The 16,107-nt window shown below is 41.5% G+C and carries 16 protein-coding genes; 12 read left to right on the top strand and 4 right to left on the bottom strand.

Annotation, left to right across the window (positions count from 1 at the left end; all coding sequences use genetic code 11):
* Positions 1-3 precede the first annotated feature (3 nt).
* Genes SPIRS_RS14320 through SPIRS_RS14305 form a run of 4 tightly spaced genes read left to right on the top strand, consistent with a single transcriptional unit; the run spans position 4 to position 3,422 of the window.
* A complete protein-coding gene (locus tag SPIRS_RS14320; RefSeq protein ID WP_013255397.1) occupies positions 4-1,203 on the top strand; it encodes a M20 metallopeptidase family protein in 1,200 nt (399 codons plus the stop codon).
* Complete coding sequence (locus SPIRS_RS14315) at positions 1,200-1,511, top strand: (2Fe-2S)-binding protein (protein WP_013255396.1); 312 nt, start codon at positions 1,200-1,202, stop codon at positions 1,509-1,511. The genes SPIRS_RS14320 and SPIRS_RS14315 overlap by 4 nt, the downstream gene beginning before the upstream one ends.
* Complete coding sequence (locus SPIRS_RS14310; RefSeq protein ID WP_013255395.1) at positions 1,498-3,156, top strand: FAD-dependent oxidoreductase; 1,659 nt, start codon at positions 1,498-1,500, stop codon at positions 3,154-3,156. The genes SPIRS_RS14315 and SPIRS_RS14310 overlap by 14 nt, the downstream gene beginning before the upstream one ends.
* The gene (locus SPIRS_RS14305) at positions 3,153-3,422 is read left to right on the top strand and encodes a (2Fe-2S)-binding protein (RefSeq protein WP_013255394.1); all 270 of its coding nucleotides are present in this window, start codon (positions 3,153-3,155) and stop codon (positions 3,420-3,422) included. Before SPIRS_RS14310 ends, SPIRS_RS14305 begins: the two co-directional genes overlap by 4 nt.
* Before the next feature lie 123 nt (positions 3,423-3,545).
* Here SPIRS_RS14305 and SPIRS_RS14300 read toward each other — a convergent pair whose 3' ends face one another.
* Positions 3,546-4,457, bottom strand: a complete 912-nt coding sequence (locus tag SPIRS_RS14300; RefSeq protein WP_013255393.1) for an NADP-dependent oxidoreductase — start codon at positions 4,455-4,457, stop codon at positions 3,546-3,548.
* Between the two features lie 205 nt (positions 4,458-4,662).
* Here SPIRS_RS14300 and SPIRS_RS14295 point away from each other — a divergent pair, with 205 nt between their 5' ends.
* From SPIRS_RS14295 to SPIRS_RS14260, 8 genes are all read left to right on the top strand, one after another.
* Positions 4,663-5,049: a winged helix-turn-helix transcriptional regulator gene (locus tag SPIRS_RS14295; RefSeq protein WP_013255392.1), complete on the top strand. Its 387-nt coding sequence runs from the start codon at positions 4,663-4,665 to the stop codon at positions 5,047-5,049.
* 399 nt (positions 5,050-5,448) lie between these two features.
* Positions 5,449-5,691, top strand: coding sequence for a hypothetical protein (locus SPIRS_RS14290; RefSeq protein WP_013255391.1), 243 nt, complete (start codon positions 5,449-5,451; stop codon positions 5,689-5,691).
* Positions 5,684-5,956: a type II toxin-antitoxin system RelE family toxin gene (locus SPIRS_RS14285; RefSeq protein WP_013255390.1), complete on the top strand. Its 273-nt coding sequence runs from the start codon at positions 5,684-5,686 to the stop codon at positions 5,954-5,956. The genes SPIRS_RS14290 and SPIRS_RS14285 overlap by 8 nt, the downstream gene beginning before the upstream one ends.
* Positions 5,957-6,311: 355 nt before the next feature.
* Positions 6,312-7,142, top strand: a complete 831-nt coding sequence (locus SPIRS_RS21840; RefSeq protein WP_013255389.1) for a subclass B1 metallo-beta-lactamase SPS-1 — start codon at positions 6,312-6,314, stop codon at positions 7,140-7,142.
* Between the two features lie 247 nt (positions 7,143-7,389).
* On the top strand, positions 7,390-8,133 hold the full coding sequence (locus SPIRS_RS22195) for a GNAT family N-acetyltransferase (protein WP_013255388.1): 744 nt from the start codon (positions 7,390-7,392) through the stop codon (positions 8,131-8,133).
* A 644-nt stretch (positions 8,134-8,777) separates the two neighbouring features.
* The gene (locus SPIRS_RS14270) at positions 8,778-9,962 is read left to right on the top strand and encodes an IS256 family transposase (RefSeq protein WP_013255387.1); all 1,185 of its coding nucleotides are present in this window, start codon (positions 8,778-8,780) and stop codon (positions 9,960-9,962) included.
* A 956-nt stretch (positions 9,963-10,918) separates the two neighbouring features.
* The gene (locus SPIRS_RS14265) at positions 10,919-12,400 is read left to right on the top strand and encodes a TIR domain-containing protein (protein ID WP_013255386.1); all 1,482 of its coding nucleotides are present in this window, start codon (positions 10,919-10,921) and stop codon (positions 12,398-12,400) included.
* Positions 12,401-12,631: 231 nt separating this feature from the next.
* A complete protein-coding gene (locus SPIRS_RS14260) occupies positions 12,632-13,537 on the top strand; it encodes a DUF2971 domain-containing protein (RefSeq protein WP_013255385.1) in 906 nt (301 codons plus the stop codon).
* A 307-nt stretch (positions 13,538-13,844) separates the two neighbouring features.
* Here the strand turns inward: SPIRS_RS14260 and SPIRS_RS14255 are convergent, their stop codons facing one another.
* The 3 genes from SPIRS_RS14255 to SPIRS_RS14245 form a co-directional block, all read right to left on the bottom strand.
* Positions 13,845-14,306, bottom strand: coding sequence for a hypothetical protein (locus SPIRS_RS14255; RefSeq protein ID WP_013255384.1), 462 nt, complete (start codon positions 14,304-14,306; stop codon positions 13,845-13,847).
* Positions 14,307-14,377: 71 nt separating this feature from the next.
* Positions 14,378-15,487: a hypothetical protein gene (locus tag SPIRS_RS14250; RefSeq protein ID WP_013255383.1), complete on the bottom strand. Its 1,110-nt coding sequence runs from the start codon at positions 15,485-15,487 to the stop codon at positions 14,378-14,380.
* Positions 15,488-15,673: 186 nt separating this feature from the next.
* Positions 15,674-16,033, bottom strand: a complete 360-nt coding sequence (locus tag SPIRS_RS14245; RefSeq protein WP_171814772.1) for a hypothetical protein — start codon at positions 16,031-16,033, stop codon at positions 15,674-15,676.
* Positions 16,034-16,107: the final 74 nt, after the last annotated feature.

Below are 16,107 nucleotides of genomic sequence, written 5' to 3'. Positions count from 1 at the left end.
TGTATGGATAAAAACGAGATTGGACAACGTATTATCGAACTGAGAAGAACGCTCCACCGGCAGCCGGAACTCTCCGGTAAGGAATTCGAAACGGCGAAAACCATTGCCGCCTTTATGAGGGAATCCGGAGCCGAGGTCTCTACCGGTATCGGAGGAACCGGTCTTAAGGCTGTTCTCCGGGGAAAACGTCCGGGGAGGACCATCGGGTTTCGAGCCGATATGGATGCCCTTCCTGTGGATGAAGAGAACGATCTGCCTTACAAATCGCAGGTTCCGGGGGTGATGCATGCCTGTGGTCACGATAGTCACGTTGCCTCTGTGGCGGGATCGTTTCTCTATATGAAGGAGTTTCTGACCGGAGGGGTTCCTGAAGAGGGTAATATCGTCTTTATTTTTCAGCCTGCAGAGGAGCGCCCTCCAGGCGGTGCCCGATTTATGATTGAGGAAGGGGTCCTGAAGGAGCCCCGGATCGATGTGATGGTGGGACTGCACAATAGCCCTAACTTTCCCGTCGGTATGGTGATTGTTCCCGAGGGAGCCGTTACCGCGGGAAGCGACCTTTTCGAGCTCATCATTAAGGGCCCCGGCGGGCACGGCGCCCGACCGGAACAGTGCGCCGATACGGTGCTGATGGCATGTCATTTCGTTGTCCTCCTTCAGTCCATGGTAAGCAGAAAGTATACTCCCGGTCAGTGGCCTGTTATCTCCGTCGGTTCCATATCGGGAGGTAAGGCTCACAACATTATTCCCCAGGAGGTCAAGGTGACCGGTACTGTTCGCTCTTTTCGGGATGACGGCCTGAGAATCAAGGAGGAGATGAAAACGATTCTTGACTCCCTGGTCAACCTTTTCGGTGGTGACTATTCCATCTCCTACCGTTTCGGTTATCCTTCGGCGGTGAATGCCCCTGGAATTTCGGAATTGGTACGACAGACGGCACGAAACCATGGCTTTTTTCGCTGGGTGGAAACAAATCTCGACCGTGCCTACGTTTCCGAGGATTTCGGCTATTTCAGCAGTGAGGTTCCCTCCTGCTATTTTACCTTTGGTGTGGGGGATGATCGGAAGGAGAGTCCTGGCCAGCTGCATACCGGTCGATTTATCCTGGACGATTCGGTTTTACCCCATATTTCGCGCCTACTTTGTGATATCGGCTTGAATTATCTCAGCTCAGGGGCTGAGTTTGGAAGCGAAGCGGAATGAAGCGTATCGTTCATCATCCCATCCTCGGTGAGATGGAAGAGAAAGCCATGGTTACCATTATCGTCGACGGTAAAAGAATCAAGGCCCTGGAAGGGGAACCTATTGCCGCAGCCCTGCTGGCTGCGGGAATAAGCGTCTTTCGACACACCAAAAAAGGATCTCCCCGTTCCATCTTTTGCGGAATCGGTCAGTGCACCGACTGTTCGATGATCGTCAACGGTGTCCCCAATGTTCGTACCTGTGTCACCCCTGTGGCGGAAGGAATGGTTGTGGAGACCCAAGAGGGGGTCGGCGTTGCTAATCTCTAAGGTACGTGAGGATGCCGACCTTCTGGTTGTGGGTGGGGGACCTGCCGGCTTAGGGGCCGCAATTGAAGCGGGGCGGCGGGGCGCTCGTGTCCTTTTGGTTGATGAACACAACAGGCCGGGTGGCCAGCTTTTCAAGCAGATCCATAAGTTTTTTGGCTCACATGCTCACTATGCAGGCTCCCGAGGCTTTGAGATTGGAAACCGGCTTCTCATCGATGCCCGGGATGCAGGTGTCTCCGTGCTCCTCTCCACCAAGGTCCTGGGAATTTTCCCCGATCGCAGAGTTTCTCTGCTGACAGACGGCCAAAAGGTTGTGACCATAAAGCCCCGGGCCGTGGTTCTTGCAACCGGTGGGGGAGAGCGGGGGGCCTCCTTTCCCGGGTGGACCTTGCCCGGAGTCATCACCGCAGGGGCGGCACAAACCTTTTGTAATATTCACCGTGTGCTTCCCGGCAAACGGGTGGTGATGATGGGCTCCGGTAACGTTGGACTTATCGTTGCCTATCAACTTCTTCAGGCAGGGGCAGATGTTATCGCTCTGGTCGAGGCAAAGGAGGAGATTGGCGGCTATCAGGTCCACGGGTCAAAAATCCTTAGGGCGGGAGTACCCATATGTACCGGTCACACGGTCAAAGAAGCCAGGGGGAGCACCCATGTGGAGGAGGTCGTTATTGCGGCTGTCGATGCCTCTTGCAGCGAAATTCCCGGCACCGAAAAGAGCCTTCAGGCGGATACCCTTTGTCTTGCGGTCGGCCTCACGTCTGATCAGCGCCTTGCAACCATGGCAGGTTGTCGTCTCTGTTTTTCTCCCGAATTCGGTGGGACGATTCCGTGGCACGATAAAAATCTTGAAACCTCGATTCCCGGTATCTTTGTTGCCGGCGATTGCGCCGGAATAGAGGAGGCCAATACCGCCCTGGATGAGGGGCGTATCGCCGGTATCGGTGCCGCATGTGCCCTTAGAACGATTTCCGAAGCAGAACGTGAGGCGGCGACGGCGGAGATCTGGGATCGACTGAATGACCTTAGAAGCGGAAGCTTCGGCACCCGCCGCCGCATGGGAAAAGAGCGTATCATGCGGTCAGGTCATGGACAAGAAATCTCCTGCAGTGACTGTGAAGCCTCAGGTACGGTTACCGATAATACCGATACGGTACCGACGGAAAGCTGCCCTGACTCCTTTCTTATCGGCGATGATCATCCTCCTGTCGGTAAGGGAAAGAAGCCCGTTGCCGTTTTCTATTGTGACCAGGACATCCCCTGTAATCCCTGTATTTCCGCCTGCCCCGTTGGGGCGATTACCATGACTCCCTCCCTCACTGGTATTCCAAGGCTTGATTCTGATCTCTGTACCGGGTGTGGGCGCTGTCTTTCCGTCTGCCCGGGGCAGGCGATTGTTCTCTTTCGGGAAGAGTATGGTCAGAGTCAATCGACCCTCACCTTTGTTTATGAATATCTTCCCTTACCGCAAAAAGGGGAACGGGTGCGGGCCGTTGATCGCTTCGGGGCTGTTTTGTGTAATGCAGAGGTGATTCGTGTATCACAGACGCAGCAGCAAAATCGTAGTCCTCTTGTCACCATCGCCTACGACCGATTATACGCCGATCGGGTCCGTTTCATCGAAAGGAAAAGGGAGGAACTGTGAGGTCTCGTATTATTTGCCGATGTGAAGAGATAAGCGAAGAAGAAATTATCCAGGCGGTACGGGCAGGTTGCCGGAGCGTTGCCGAGGTAAAACGCTTCTGTCGGGCCGGTATGGGGCTTTGCCAGGGAAGAACCTGCGGGCCTCTTGTCGCCTCCATCATTGCCAGGGAGCTAGGAGTGCCGAAAGAGGCCGTCGAGGCGGATACTCCACGCTTTCCGCTTTTTCCCGTTACCCTGGAGGCTTTCTGCGAAGAATCTAAGGATTGATGCCCCCGACCACCCGGCAGATCTTTCTCCGAGTCTTTGTTCCCGATCGTTTTTTTTAAGATTTATAACCGTCCAAAATAATCCACAGAAGGGTTTATTATGGACAGCTATGAAATCTATTCATTAAGAAATTTTGACTACCAGTTTTCCCTTCACTCTTCCCGATTCACTTTTTCTATGCGCGTCTGCAATTCTTTCAAAAGGAAAAACTTCATCAATAGGCATTCTAAAAGCGCCCGCGGAATGCAGCGTTGCGGCTTCCTGAAAAACAAGTTCAGGGTTCTTTTGATTACCCGTAAAGGCTCCTAATACCCCGTATTTTTGTACGGCCGCCATATCCGCAATCGTTACCACACGGGAAGGATCGCCGACTATATCAACCAATTCAGGGATGCTTCCCGCTCCCGCAAAATCAAATGCTGCATTTACTCCGTTCGGTGCAAGTTTTTTGACGCGGTCGGCAAGTCCTGAACCATATGTAGTGGGAAGCGCCCCAAAAGACCGCAGATATTCATGTTTGGGCTCACTCGATGTTCCGATCACGTGAAAGCCCCGATGGCGTGCGAGCTGAATCATGGCAGTACCTACGCCGCCTGCTGCACCATCCACCAAAATGGTGTCTCCGGATTTCAAATTAACTGATCCCAAGACGCGCGTTGCCGTTTCAACCGCCGTTGGATAACCGGCAGCTTCCTCAAAGGAGAGCTCTTTTGGTTTTCTTGACCAGCTTGTGAGTACTGCGTACTGCGCGACCGTATTAATGCCGAAGCCGAAAACAGCATCGCCGACAGATATACCAGTAACACCTTCTCCGATTTCGTCAACGACACCTGATGCCTCGAATCCGGTTCCCGATGGAAATGGAATGGGCATGTGCTCCTTGAGATATCCGGCACGAATTTTCCAGTCTGCCGGGTTGATTCCCGCGGCATGAACCGCGATTCGTACCTGGCCTGCCCCTGCGTGTGGTTCGTCAGCTTCGACCAGCTGCAGGACTTCAGGACCACCAAATTCACTAAACCTTACTGCTTTCATACAAAGAATCCTTCTAAATAATATGTTTTAAGTAACTCTATAAATTAGAGTTGCTCTCAAACAGAGAGTACATATATAATAAAAGAAAACCGATATAGGTCGTCAAGAAGGCAGTTTTTGGGCTGGTAGTTACTTTAAAGTAATCTACGGAGCGAGAATTCATATTGTTTCATATAATGTCACAGAAGAGATAGGGGGAATTTGCATGCAAAATGATGATCAACAAAAAGTACTCGACTGCCCTGTTCGCAGCGTTCTGGCCGATATCAGCGGAAAATGGAACACACTTATAATAATCATGCTTGCCGAGCGGCCATATCGTTTCGGACAATTACGGCGACATATACCAGATATATCCCAGCGGATGCTTACTCAGACTTTGCGAAATCTTCAGCGGTGCGGTTATGTGAATCGTGAAGTATTTCCCACGAAACCACCTAGCGTGGAATATAGCTTGACAGATCTTGGTCGTTCTATATCTGAACCTTTACAAGCATTGATACAATGGGCCGAGCTTCATAGCGACGCAGTAAAAACTGCACGCAAAAATTACGATATGGTTGAAAACAGGGGAGGAGGAAATATACGATAACGTCGAAAATGGTAAAATTGATGTTTTGGCAAAGAGGTTCATAGAAAGAGGCACTAAAAATAAACGGGGGATCTCTCTTATAGTTCCTGAGCGAAGTGAAGGATTTGGCATGTGTTTTTGAGTGAGCGATCAGCCGGAACGGTATCGTGTTTTGTCGGATTATCGGTTAATCAAAATAGACAATAAGGCCATTGCTGCATAGAGTCCATTGGTATCCCCAGAACAGACAATATGCGGATTATGTACAATGAAAAAAACTATGAACACTTTTCTACCCAAACGGAGCAATCTATTATGTTATAAGGAATACACCTCAGGATTACATAAGAATTTATAGAATTAGCTGTTTTTATTGACAAAATGAATATTTAAGAATAAATTTGAATAAAGGAGTCAACCATGGCTAAAACGATAACAATGCGTGTTGATGATGATACATATAATCTTATAAAAACAGCCGCTGATGGTCATAGACGATCTATATCGAATTTCATTGAATATGCAACAATCGCGTTTCTTACAGAAGAAAGTTTTGTGAGTGATAATGAAATGGATGAAATCATGAATGATGAAAACCTTCTTAAAAGCTTACAACAAGGTAGAAAGGAAGTAAAAGAAGGGAAGTATAGAATCGTTGGATAAATATAAAATAGCTGAAACTGAACATTTTCAGAAAAAAATCAGTAAGACTAAATATAAGAATTTGTATAAGAAAATCACCGATTACGTATATCCATTTCTTAGAAAGAATCCATACTTTGGAGCTAATATAAAGAAATTAAAGGGTGAACTAACTGGATTATATAGATACCGAATTGGAAAATTCCGACTGTTTTATGAAACAGATAATGATAAAGTTATTGTTTTTATCGTTGATATTGAAGATAGAAAGGATGCATATAATTAAAGAATATATATCCCAATGGTAGCGAAACCTGAAGAAATTAAGAAAAGCTCCAGCGGAAGTGAAATTTTAGGACTAATTAATATTAAAAACCGGTTTAAGAACTAAATAAAAATAATGCAGATAAAGCAAAAGAGGCGTATCCTTAACAAACGGGTGCAGTAGACGCCGTTTTTTGTCACGGTTTTTGCTATTTTGTTAGGGTAGAGGCGATAAGCGATGATCGCAAAAACACGTGCCAAATCCTTCGCCTTCGGGTCAGGACCGAGGGCGCTCCTGACCCGGGCGTTATGAGGTCTTGAATACTAAGTGCAAATCGTGTATGTAATAAAAACCTTTGTAAAGCAAGGAACCTAATATGAATCTTTTCAGGAATTACTATAATCCAATCCGTAATGTTATGTTAATTATTTTCTTTGTTCTAACTGACTTGTCGTTGATTGCGCAAACACAACCAGAATATCCTGTTATCAGATTAAATGACGAACTCGAAGTACGCGAAATTCTTCCCAATGCTTTTGTCATTACGCATAAATTCCCATGGGGGGGGAACTCGTTAGTTGTTTTGATCGGAGAAAAATATGCGGTCTTTGTCGACACTCCATATACTCCAGAGGCTACCGAGAACGTACTGGATTGGATAAATAAGCAATATGGTAATCGTCAATTCATTGAAATTAATACAGGTTACCATGTAGATAATCTTGGCGGAAACGATGCGCTTTTACACAGAAATATACCAATTATCGGTTCCGATAAAACTGTATCATTACTTCGTGAACGTGGGGAAGCCACTAGACAGCTAACAATGGGGTGGCTGGAAGGCCCGGGAAATGAAAAATTCTTGAAACGACATGAAACTATTCCCTATGTAGGACCATCGCAGATATTTCAATTAACGGAAGGGTATCATTTTACTGTGGGAGATGAACCAATTGAAGTTTTTTTCCCTGGGGAAACACATGCTCCTGATAACATAGTCGTGTATTTCCCAGAGCGAAAAATATTATTTGGTGGATGCATGTTGCGGGTAGGCAATGGAACTGGAAATAGAGCGGATGCAAACATGGATACATGGAAATCATCCGTGGAACGATTACGGGATTTCGATTGTGTTGCCGTAATTCCAGGACATGGAATTCGATTTGATCCTGGCGTAATTGAAAATACGATTTCTGTTTTGCCATAGCGTTTCACCAATCATGCCAAGGTAAATAATAATCGGCAAAGCCCCACATAACCACCAATTGAAGCAAACGAGGCTACTGCCATGGTTTGTTCTGTGGATTGGATGGAGGAGTGTCTTCTTGAGAAAGTAAACTTTGAACGACAAAAGTATATGGTATAATTCATAAAAAAGAGCAAAAACTCAAAAGATGATACTGTTTGAAAAACATAACGTCTGACTTTCAACTTTTATAGGGGGAATAAAAATAATGGCTGTTTATTTTATAGCTAACATCAAAATTGTTGATCCTCTAATATATCAAAAATATCTTGATGCATGTGATGCAGTTTTTTCAAAATACAAAGGAACTTATATAGCAGTCGACAATACTCCAAGGATTCTTGAAGGAAGTTATAAATATTCAAAAACAGTTATCATAAAGTTTGAAAATGAAATAGAATTTAACGATTGGTACAATTCAAGTGAATATCAAGAAATTAGGCAATTTAGGCTAAGCGGAGCAGAATGCGATACAATTCTCGTAAAAGATATTGCTGAAGGATATAGTATCAAGCGAACAAATATAAACGATGCTGATTATCTGACGCTGATAAATGAATTAAATCATGAGTTATGGAGTATGTATCCAAATATCCAGAACGAATATGATAAGTTGAACGTCTTGAGTGATGGTGCATTGGTAGTTGTTCTTTATTATGATAGAAATCCAATTGGATGTGGATGTTTAAAGCGATATGAGGAAAAAGTTTTTGAAATTAAACGTGTTTATATTAATAAAAATTATCGGGGAAAAGGATTATCAAGAAGGATTCTAAAAGAACTTGAAGAATGTGCTGTGGAAAAAGGTGTGGACACATTAATACTTGAAACCGGAATAAAACAACAAGTTGCCCAAAAACTATATGAAAGCATAGGGTATAAGCGAATAGAGAATTATGGAGAATACAAGGGGAATAGCAATAGCATTTGTATGAAAAAGGAAATAAAGTAAAAGACGTCGAACAACTGCTTCAATCTGATAATTCTTTTGTCACAATTTGTGCTATCGTTCCGGGTGTTTGTCATATCGGGCGACTTGTGGCCAGTGAATGCTCTCAAGATTGCGTCGGTAGCTGTTGTTGACAATCGGAAACCATGTATATTATCAAAATATGGATCAAGGTGAGCAGATGCAAGAATTGTCCGCATTCGTGTATTGTAGGGGTAAAGGTATGGCTCGAACGCTATTTGCCTTAGGTGGTGCAGGCTCGGTATCACGGTTGATAGTCTGAGCAACGACAAGGCCTCCGAATTCTGGATGAGTTGCGGTGTGAGTCAAGGCTCGAAGTTCTGAGGTTCGCATACCAGAAGAGAAAGCAAGGGCACAAGGGACTCCAATAGGGAAACGAGTTCCTTTGGCTTTTCTATTTCCAATGACAGGTAGCTTATCTTCTCTATTCTACGGCCGTCTGAATGAATCAAAATCTGAGGGGAAAAGAAGTGCCACCTCCTCGTCGGTTGGAACTCCTCTTTCTGAGTGGTGAACTACCGGGATAACGTATAATATCTTGCGCAAATTCTAATTTCGATAAAAAGAAAGTCCTCAATCTGACGATTGATTAAGTACGACCAAAACCAAGTCAGAAAGAGGACTATATGAACAGTAAGATTATCGAGATAAATGAGGAAGAAGTTAAAGCCCATTTGGGGGAATTTGTACGGGAAACTGTCGAAGAGACGTTGAATGCCATGCTGGAAGCTGAAGCCGAGCAATTAGTCAATGCCCAGAAGCATGAGAGAAACACAGATCGGAAGGGGTATCGAGCCGGCCATTATAACCGAAAGCTGTTGACCAAGGCTGGTGAAGTAACCATTCAGATGCCCAAGTTGAAGAAGGTAACCTTCGAAACGGCGATCATTGAACGGTACAAACGCCGGGAGATTTCCGTAGAGGAAGCGATGGTGGAAATGTACTTGGCAGGAGTGTCGGTGCGGAGAGTCGAAGACATCACAGAAGCCCTGTGGGGAGCAAAGGTGTCACCGGGAACGATCAGTAATCTCAACAAGAAAATCTACGAAGAAATCGAGAAGTGGCGGAATCTGCCGCTTGAGAGCCATTACGCCTATGTGTATCTGGACGGGATCTGGATGAAGCGATCCTGGGCCGGTGAAGTGAGAAATGTGTCGGTTCTGGTTGCCATTGGTGTCAATCAGGATGGATTTCGGGATATTATCGGGGTTGCAGAGGGCACTAAGGAAGATAAGGACAGCTGGCAACGCTTCTTGAGGTATCTCAAAGAACGCGGCCTTGCGACTGTCGATATGTTCATCTCCGACAAATCTTTGGGGTTAGTCGAATCGATTCCGGAGTTTTATCCCCAGGCACGCTGGCAACGCTGTGTCGTCCACTTCTACCGGAATGTGTTCAGCTTTGTTCCCCATGGCAAAGTGAAAGAGGTTGCCACAATGCTGAAGGCAATTCATGCCCAGGAAAACAAGGAAGAGGCAATCCGGAAAAAGGATCTCATTGCGCAGAAGCTCATGGATATGAAACTTCACAAAGCGGCGGCTCTGGTGCGGGAAGGATCCCTCGAAACCTTTTCGTACTATCATTTCCCGGTGGAGCACTGGAAGCGCATCAGGACCAACAATGGTCTTGAAAGAATCATGCGAGAAATTAGAAGGAGGACACGAGTAATCGGCTCATTCCCCGATGGAGAATCTGCCCTGATGCTGGTCGCGGCCCGGCTGCGTCACATCTCAGGTTCTTCATGGAGTGAACGGAAGTATCTGAATATGGACCTGCTGATTGATTACGATCGGGAGGACCAGGTCTTATAAGTGATTTCTTCAGATTGAGGCAAAAAGAATTTGCGCAAGATTATTGACACTACCACTACCGGCGTTTTGATATCTCGCCCGTCAAAGGCAATAAGCCTTTCACGTTTCATGTCAAAAAGAATGATGTTCTGCCAATGGTTTAGTTCGTTTCCAGTTGTCGATATGAATAGCAGTTGTATGATATACAGCTTCTCCACGTAATTTAAAATATCAATAACCGCGAATTCGCTTAACTGTCCATGGATCTGGTTTCCGAGGCATAAAATTCTTGTATCATAAAATCGTTTAGGGTGCAATACAGGGTGCAATGAAGACAAAAACAAAATTGATAAAAATGAATTATTGTGTAATTATTTACATTATAAGTAATTAAAACTACGTCCAGCAGGATTCGAACCTGCGACCTACGGCTTAGAAGGCATTAAGAGCCTAATGGCATATGTACTCTGCAAGTGAATAAATCACTATATTATAGTAAATTATGATGTTTTTGTTGTCAATGATTATCACAGCACAGCAGAAATAGAATGCAGAATAAATGCAGGTCTTGATATAACCTAACGGTGGGTTTGATGTATAATCATCAACCTTGTGAAAGTTTTGTAATCGACCGACAGTAAGACCTCAGTGCATAAAAAAATGGTATCCACAGAACAAGCTATATAGAGAGAGTTGATTTTTTTGTTGCACTATGAAAGTAGTGGGCTTACAATAAATTATATAAAGTCTCAGATATAAGTATGAATTAAGATTAACTTTCTGCATATAAATACCCCATTCATGCTTTTATCTATGTTGTAAAGGAGATTATTAGGTCCTTATACGAGTTACATGTAATGAAGAAAATTCGGAATCATTTTCTACTCAGACGACATAATCTATTATGTTATGCACAACTTGGCGATATATTGGTTATATTGGTAATAAAAACTGTATCATACCTTATGGAGTATTAAATGGAACCACGATTAGAAGAAGTGTTTAAGACATCAGGTGTTCCCACATATACATTCGTTGAACCACCTGAATATACAAAAATGCTAGTTGCATTAAGAACAAAAGGTCGCAGTTTAATAATAGAAGGACCATCTGGTATCGGAAAAACAACATGCGTACAGAAAGCTATCGACGAAGTAGGATTGCGAAGCAAAGTTTTAATATTATCAACTAGAAAAAAAGAAGATAAAGATATAATTGTATCGCTACCAGATATGACAGATGTTGGAATTGTGATAATTGATGACTTTCATATTCTAGATGATAACACGAAAGAAAGCATCGCAAATTACATTAAATTGTTGGCTGATGAAGAAGACGAGAATAGTAAAGTAATCGCAGTTGGTATCAACAAAGCTGGAGATTCACTTGTAAAATTTGCACCAGACTTGAATAATAGGGTAGATACGATACGCTTTGAAAGCAATCCTGATGATAAAATAATTGAGCTTATTGTAAAAGGCGAATCAGCTTTAAATATCAAATATCCCTCTCCAAACCAAATTGCAGAAATGTCAGGTGGTAGTTTTCATATAACACAAATGATTTGTTCTGAAGCTTGTATACGACAGCGTGTGTTAGAAAAGGAAAAGGAAGAAAAAAATATTGAAGTAAGTTTAATTGAAGTAAAAGAAGGAATTATGAATGAATTACAGCGAGTATTCTTTCATGTCGCTAGGGATTTCTCAATTGGCTCTAAAATAAGACCCGAAGGTAGAGCTCCATATTTTCATTTACTATATTGGCTCTCGAAGAGTGAGGACTGGTCATTAAATATTAATGACATCGTATTATTATATCCAAAATTTAAAGGAAGCATAAATCAAGTTGTTGATAAAGGATTTTTGGCATCCTTAATTGAAAATAATGTAGAAATTAAGAAGAATATACATTTTGATGTTGAATCAAAAATATTATCAATTGAAGATCCAAAGTTTTTATTCTATTTGCGAAATCTTTTGTGGACTAAATTTGGTAAAAAGTTAGGATTTCTTAACCTTGATATCTCTTCGAACTATGACTTTGCTTTATCCTTTGCCGGAGAACAACGAGTAATTGCGGAAAAATTATTTGATAAACTGACTGAAGGTGAACTTGAAGTATTTTATGATAAAAATGAGCAACACAGCATATTAGCTACTAATGTTGAAGAATATTTAGCACCTATTTATAACTCAGAGGCAGAATTTGTTATTGTTTTATTAAGTAAAGAGTACCCGACAAAAATATGGACGAAATTCGAATCAGAACAATTTAAAGAAAGATTTGGTGAAGAATCTGTAATTCCAATCTGGTTTTCAAATGTAGAACTATCAATGTTCGATGAAACAAAAAAAGTTGGTGGTATTACATATAGTATAGATGAACCTATAGAGACTCAAATTAACAGTATTGCGGATTTACTGATTAAGAAGATAAGAGAAAAACGAGAACGAAAGTGATGCATAACCAGCAATTGGAGCAGACGTGGCTACTGTCATGGTTTGTGCGTTAGATTGGGTAAAGAAGAGCTGGATTTGAAAGCGAAAGCTCTAATTTGTGAAAGATATGGTATAATGCATGAAGGAAAGAGCACAAACGCATGCCAGTGAACGCCACGCAGCTCAATTGAATGTTATGTAGATTCAAAATTTGTTTAAATTAGCGTTTAGGTTAGATTTTAGAAGGTATGAATGGAAGATAAATACTTTGATGAAATTGATAAAGAAGCCATTGACACTCTGTTTAAAGAAATGGATGTCAAAATTGACAAAAAAGTTGATACGGTTTACCACTACACTACGAAATCTACTCTATTTAATATCGTTGAAAACTGTTCTTTACGCTTCTCAAACATCTACAGATTGAATGATCCATTGGAAATTGAATTTGGGCTATCTGTTATTAAGAAAATATTCAAAGATGAAAGTACAGTACTGGAAATCATAAGCGACTATGAACGGAAAGCAATATATGATGCTGATTTCTATATATTTTCGACATCGGCGGAACATGATATTCATCAACAATGGATAAATTACGCTGAAAGAGGTAAAGGTGTAGCGATAGGATTTAATCGAATAAAGTTCTTTGAAAAAATAAAAGAAAAAATGGGCGAAGGATCACTTTGCTACATCTATCCTGTTGTATATTATGATGAAAAATTAGAAATTGTAGATCAAAGAATTTATGACTTTGAAAATACAATATATAACCATATGACCAGTATTGTTAATGAAAATAATAAATATTCTGAAACAATCCAAAAAGAGCTTATTAATCTAATATTGATTATGGCCTCTCTAATTAAGAATGAATTCCATAAAGAAGAACAAGAATGGCGATATTTTATACTAAGCAATAAAAAAAACTTCACAAAGTATATTCTTAAGGATAAGGAAATACAACAGATAGTTGAGATTGTGTTTAACTATAAAAATGATTATCAAAACAAACTAAACGTAGGAATTTCAAAAGTTATCTTAGGGCCACATGTCTCAAATGATGATATTGTTAAACAGGAAATTTATAGTTACCTATCGGATAAGATAGATGGAAGTGAGATAATGATTAGTAGGTCGAGAGGGTATATTCGCTGAAGCTTTAACTAAAGTGGAACTACATAACCAGCAATTGGAGCAGACGTGGCTATTGTCATGGTCACGGCCGATAAGAGGAACATTCATCACTTCCAGAACTACTCAACCTTCTCCTGTCGCCTCCATACGCAACAAGCCTCTCCTGCCAATACGGCCGGGAGTAGTGGAGAATCATTGCCTCGACTCATGCCCCATGAACTGCAATGAAGTCGCCGTCGGGCACTTCCCACAAGAGGAAAGTTAGAGGAAGTGAAACCATATATCGTTATTAGATGAAGAAAGGTAGATTTGGGACGGGCGCGGTTAATTAACGCTTATGGCATATATAGACCGCACTGGCGGTGGTACTCTTACCTTTCTTAACTTTTGTAAAATCATAATATAAGCCAGTTCCATCAGTTTGAATCACAAAGGCATAATCGGTTTCATTTGGTCCCCAATCCCAACGATGTTCTAATCCTGTTCTGCGATAATAAGTCAATTCACCAGTGAATCCGCCATCATAGAGAATGAAGCCTAATCCTTCTAAGTTTGGATCACCAAAAAAACCAACTTCTACTATAATAGGTCCTGCTTCTATAAAGTCTTGCCCGTACCATGAGATGAAGCCTCCGACATCTTCTTCAGATATTTCCTCTCCATTAAGTATGATTGTTCTCGGACCAGTTTGTGTTGCTGAAGCTGGTGGGTTAAGCGCTGGAAATGAAGTACATGAAAATAGAATAAGGATTAAGAAACTAACAGTTATTTTCTCTATTATTTTTTCCATATTTATACCTCAAAAAGTAATATCAATCCGAAAATTCCCCAAATGCCATGGACGGCATTTGGGTTACTATTTTAATCAGTGTCTTTCTTTGCTGATAAATCAAATTTCCTGACAATTGGGTTTTTAAAACTATGATGTATTGATCTACTTGTCATTCTTTGTAAAATATGTACCTCATATTTGCTTATGAAGTCTTCTAATTTTTCTTTAAAAATTGATATTTCGTTTATAGATAAATCTATAGAATCCCATTCTTTCAACACAATTTCTCTATTTTGATTGTTTAACACCTTTATATTATTTCTACCTAACATTTTTTGTAAATCATTCTGAACTTGTCCATTTTTGTGATGGATACAATTTCGTAAATATACATGCTTAAAAAGCATATCACGAGATGATTGATCAATTTGGAAATCAATAGCTTTTGTGATCTCATTATATTTTTCTTTAAATGGCCAAAATTTAAAATTTTCCCAAATAGATTTCATAATTAATCGAAGTGTTAATGATTGCTCTCTATCACTATAATCAATGTCTGAATTAATACTTTTCATATCAATTTTAGCATCGATTTTACTTAGTCTTAAATTGTCTCTATTGTTCTCCTCGAAAAAATGAATGATAAATTGTAAATATACATCTTCAATAAAAGATATAAAGGATGAAACGAGATCACTTTGGATGCTAATGAGTATAGTTTTTAAAATGATATCTGGATAACTTTCTAATTTTAAATCATTAATAATATCTTGAATCTCTTTGGTTTTCCCTATAAGTATTTTACTTGTAATTTCCGTAATAGATTGAGTTTCAAGAATCTTGCTACCTATAAAACGTTTTTTATTTTGATCCAATATTCGTGAAGAATAAAAAGTAGAAGGTGATGCAATAAAAGAATAGCCGTTATTATCCTGTTTAATATGCCAATATATATTTCCATAATTAGGATCAATAGATTCATCAAGAAATGGAGGAAGCCAACCAATATTAAGTTCTCCATCTCCTTCCCATCCACAGTCTCTAAATTTTACCTTTAAATTTTCAATGAAATTATTAAATGCGTCATTTTTATTAAAAACTTGTTCAGGGGTAAAAAAATATCTAAGTTCATCAACGAATTGAAAAGTATAAAAATTATATTCATCAAGATTCATATTTATTTCTGAGATATCTTTCATCTAATCCTCCTAATTTCTTAACGGAGCCCATGGACGGCGGGCTCTTTCTCATATATCTTTAGCCAAAAAAGAAATTGCATATAACTTCCTTTATCAACATGAATTTCATGCAGATAACCAACGAAATGACCCATGAGTATTATAATCCTCCCATGAGAAGGATGCAACTCTTCCCCCTTAGCAAGATCAAAACAGAGCCTGCAGTACATTCACGATGATTGAGGCGGCCAGGAGAGAGCCCCCGGCTTTAAGGGCCGTCTGCTGCCGCTGATTCCGCCTCTCTAAGCCTTCGCAATAGATCAAGAGCTCTTGATAGTCCTTCCTCAGCCCGTCCCGCTCGCTCTGCAATGCCGACACTTTGGCTTTCCGTTCCTCCGATTCGCTCTGTAAGCCCTCCAGCTTCTTTTCCGTATCCTGCCACTTCCGCTCGAAGCTCTGCGAGCTCTCCCTCGTACGTCTCAACTGCTCGCTCATACTCATTGCTGAGCTTTTGATACTCTGTATCTCGCTTTTTGCCTCTACTATCGTATTCTGCAGCTCGTCCACTATCGCCTCTTCCTGAGCGGTAAGTGCCCAGGAGGAAACCAGCGGAAAAACACACAAAAAGAGTAAGGATAATG

This window comes from Sediminispirochaeta smaragdinae DSM 11293 (assembly GCF_000143985.1).
GTDB classification, from domain to species: domain Bacteria; phylum Spirochaetota; class Spirochaetia; order DSM-16054; family Sediminispirochaetaceae; genus Sediminispirochaeta; species Sediminispirochaeta smaragdinae.
The sequence above is the reverse complement of the archived record's forward strand: the minus strand, read 5'-3'. Positions and strand labels throughout refer to the sequence as shown.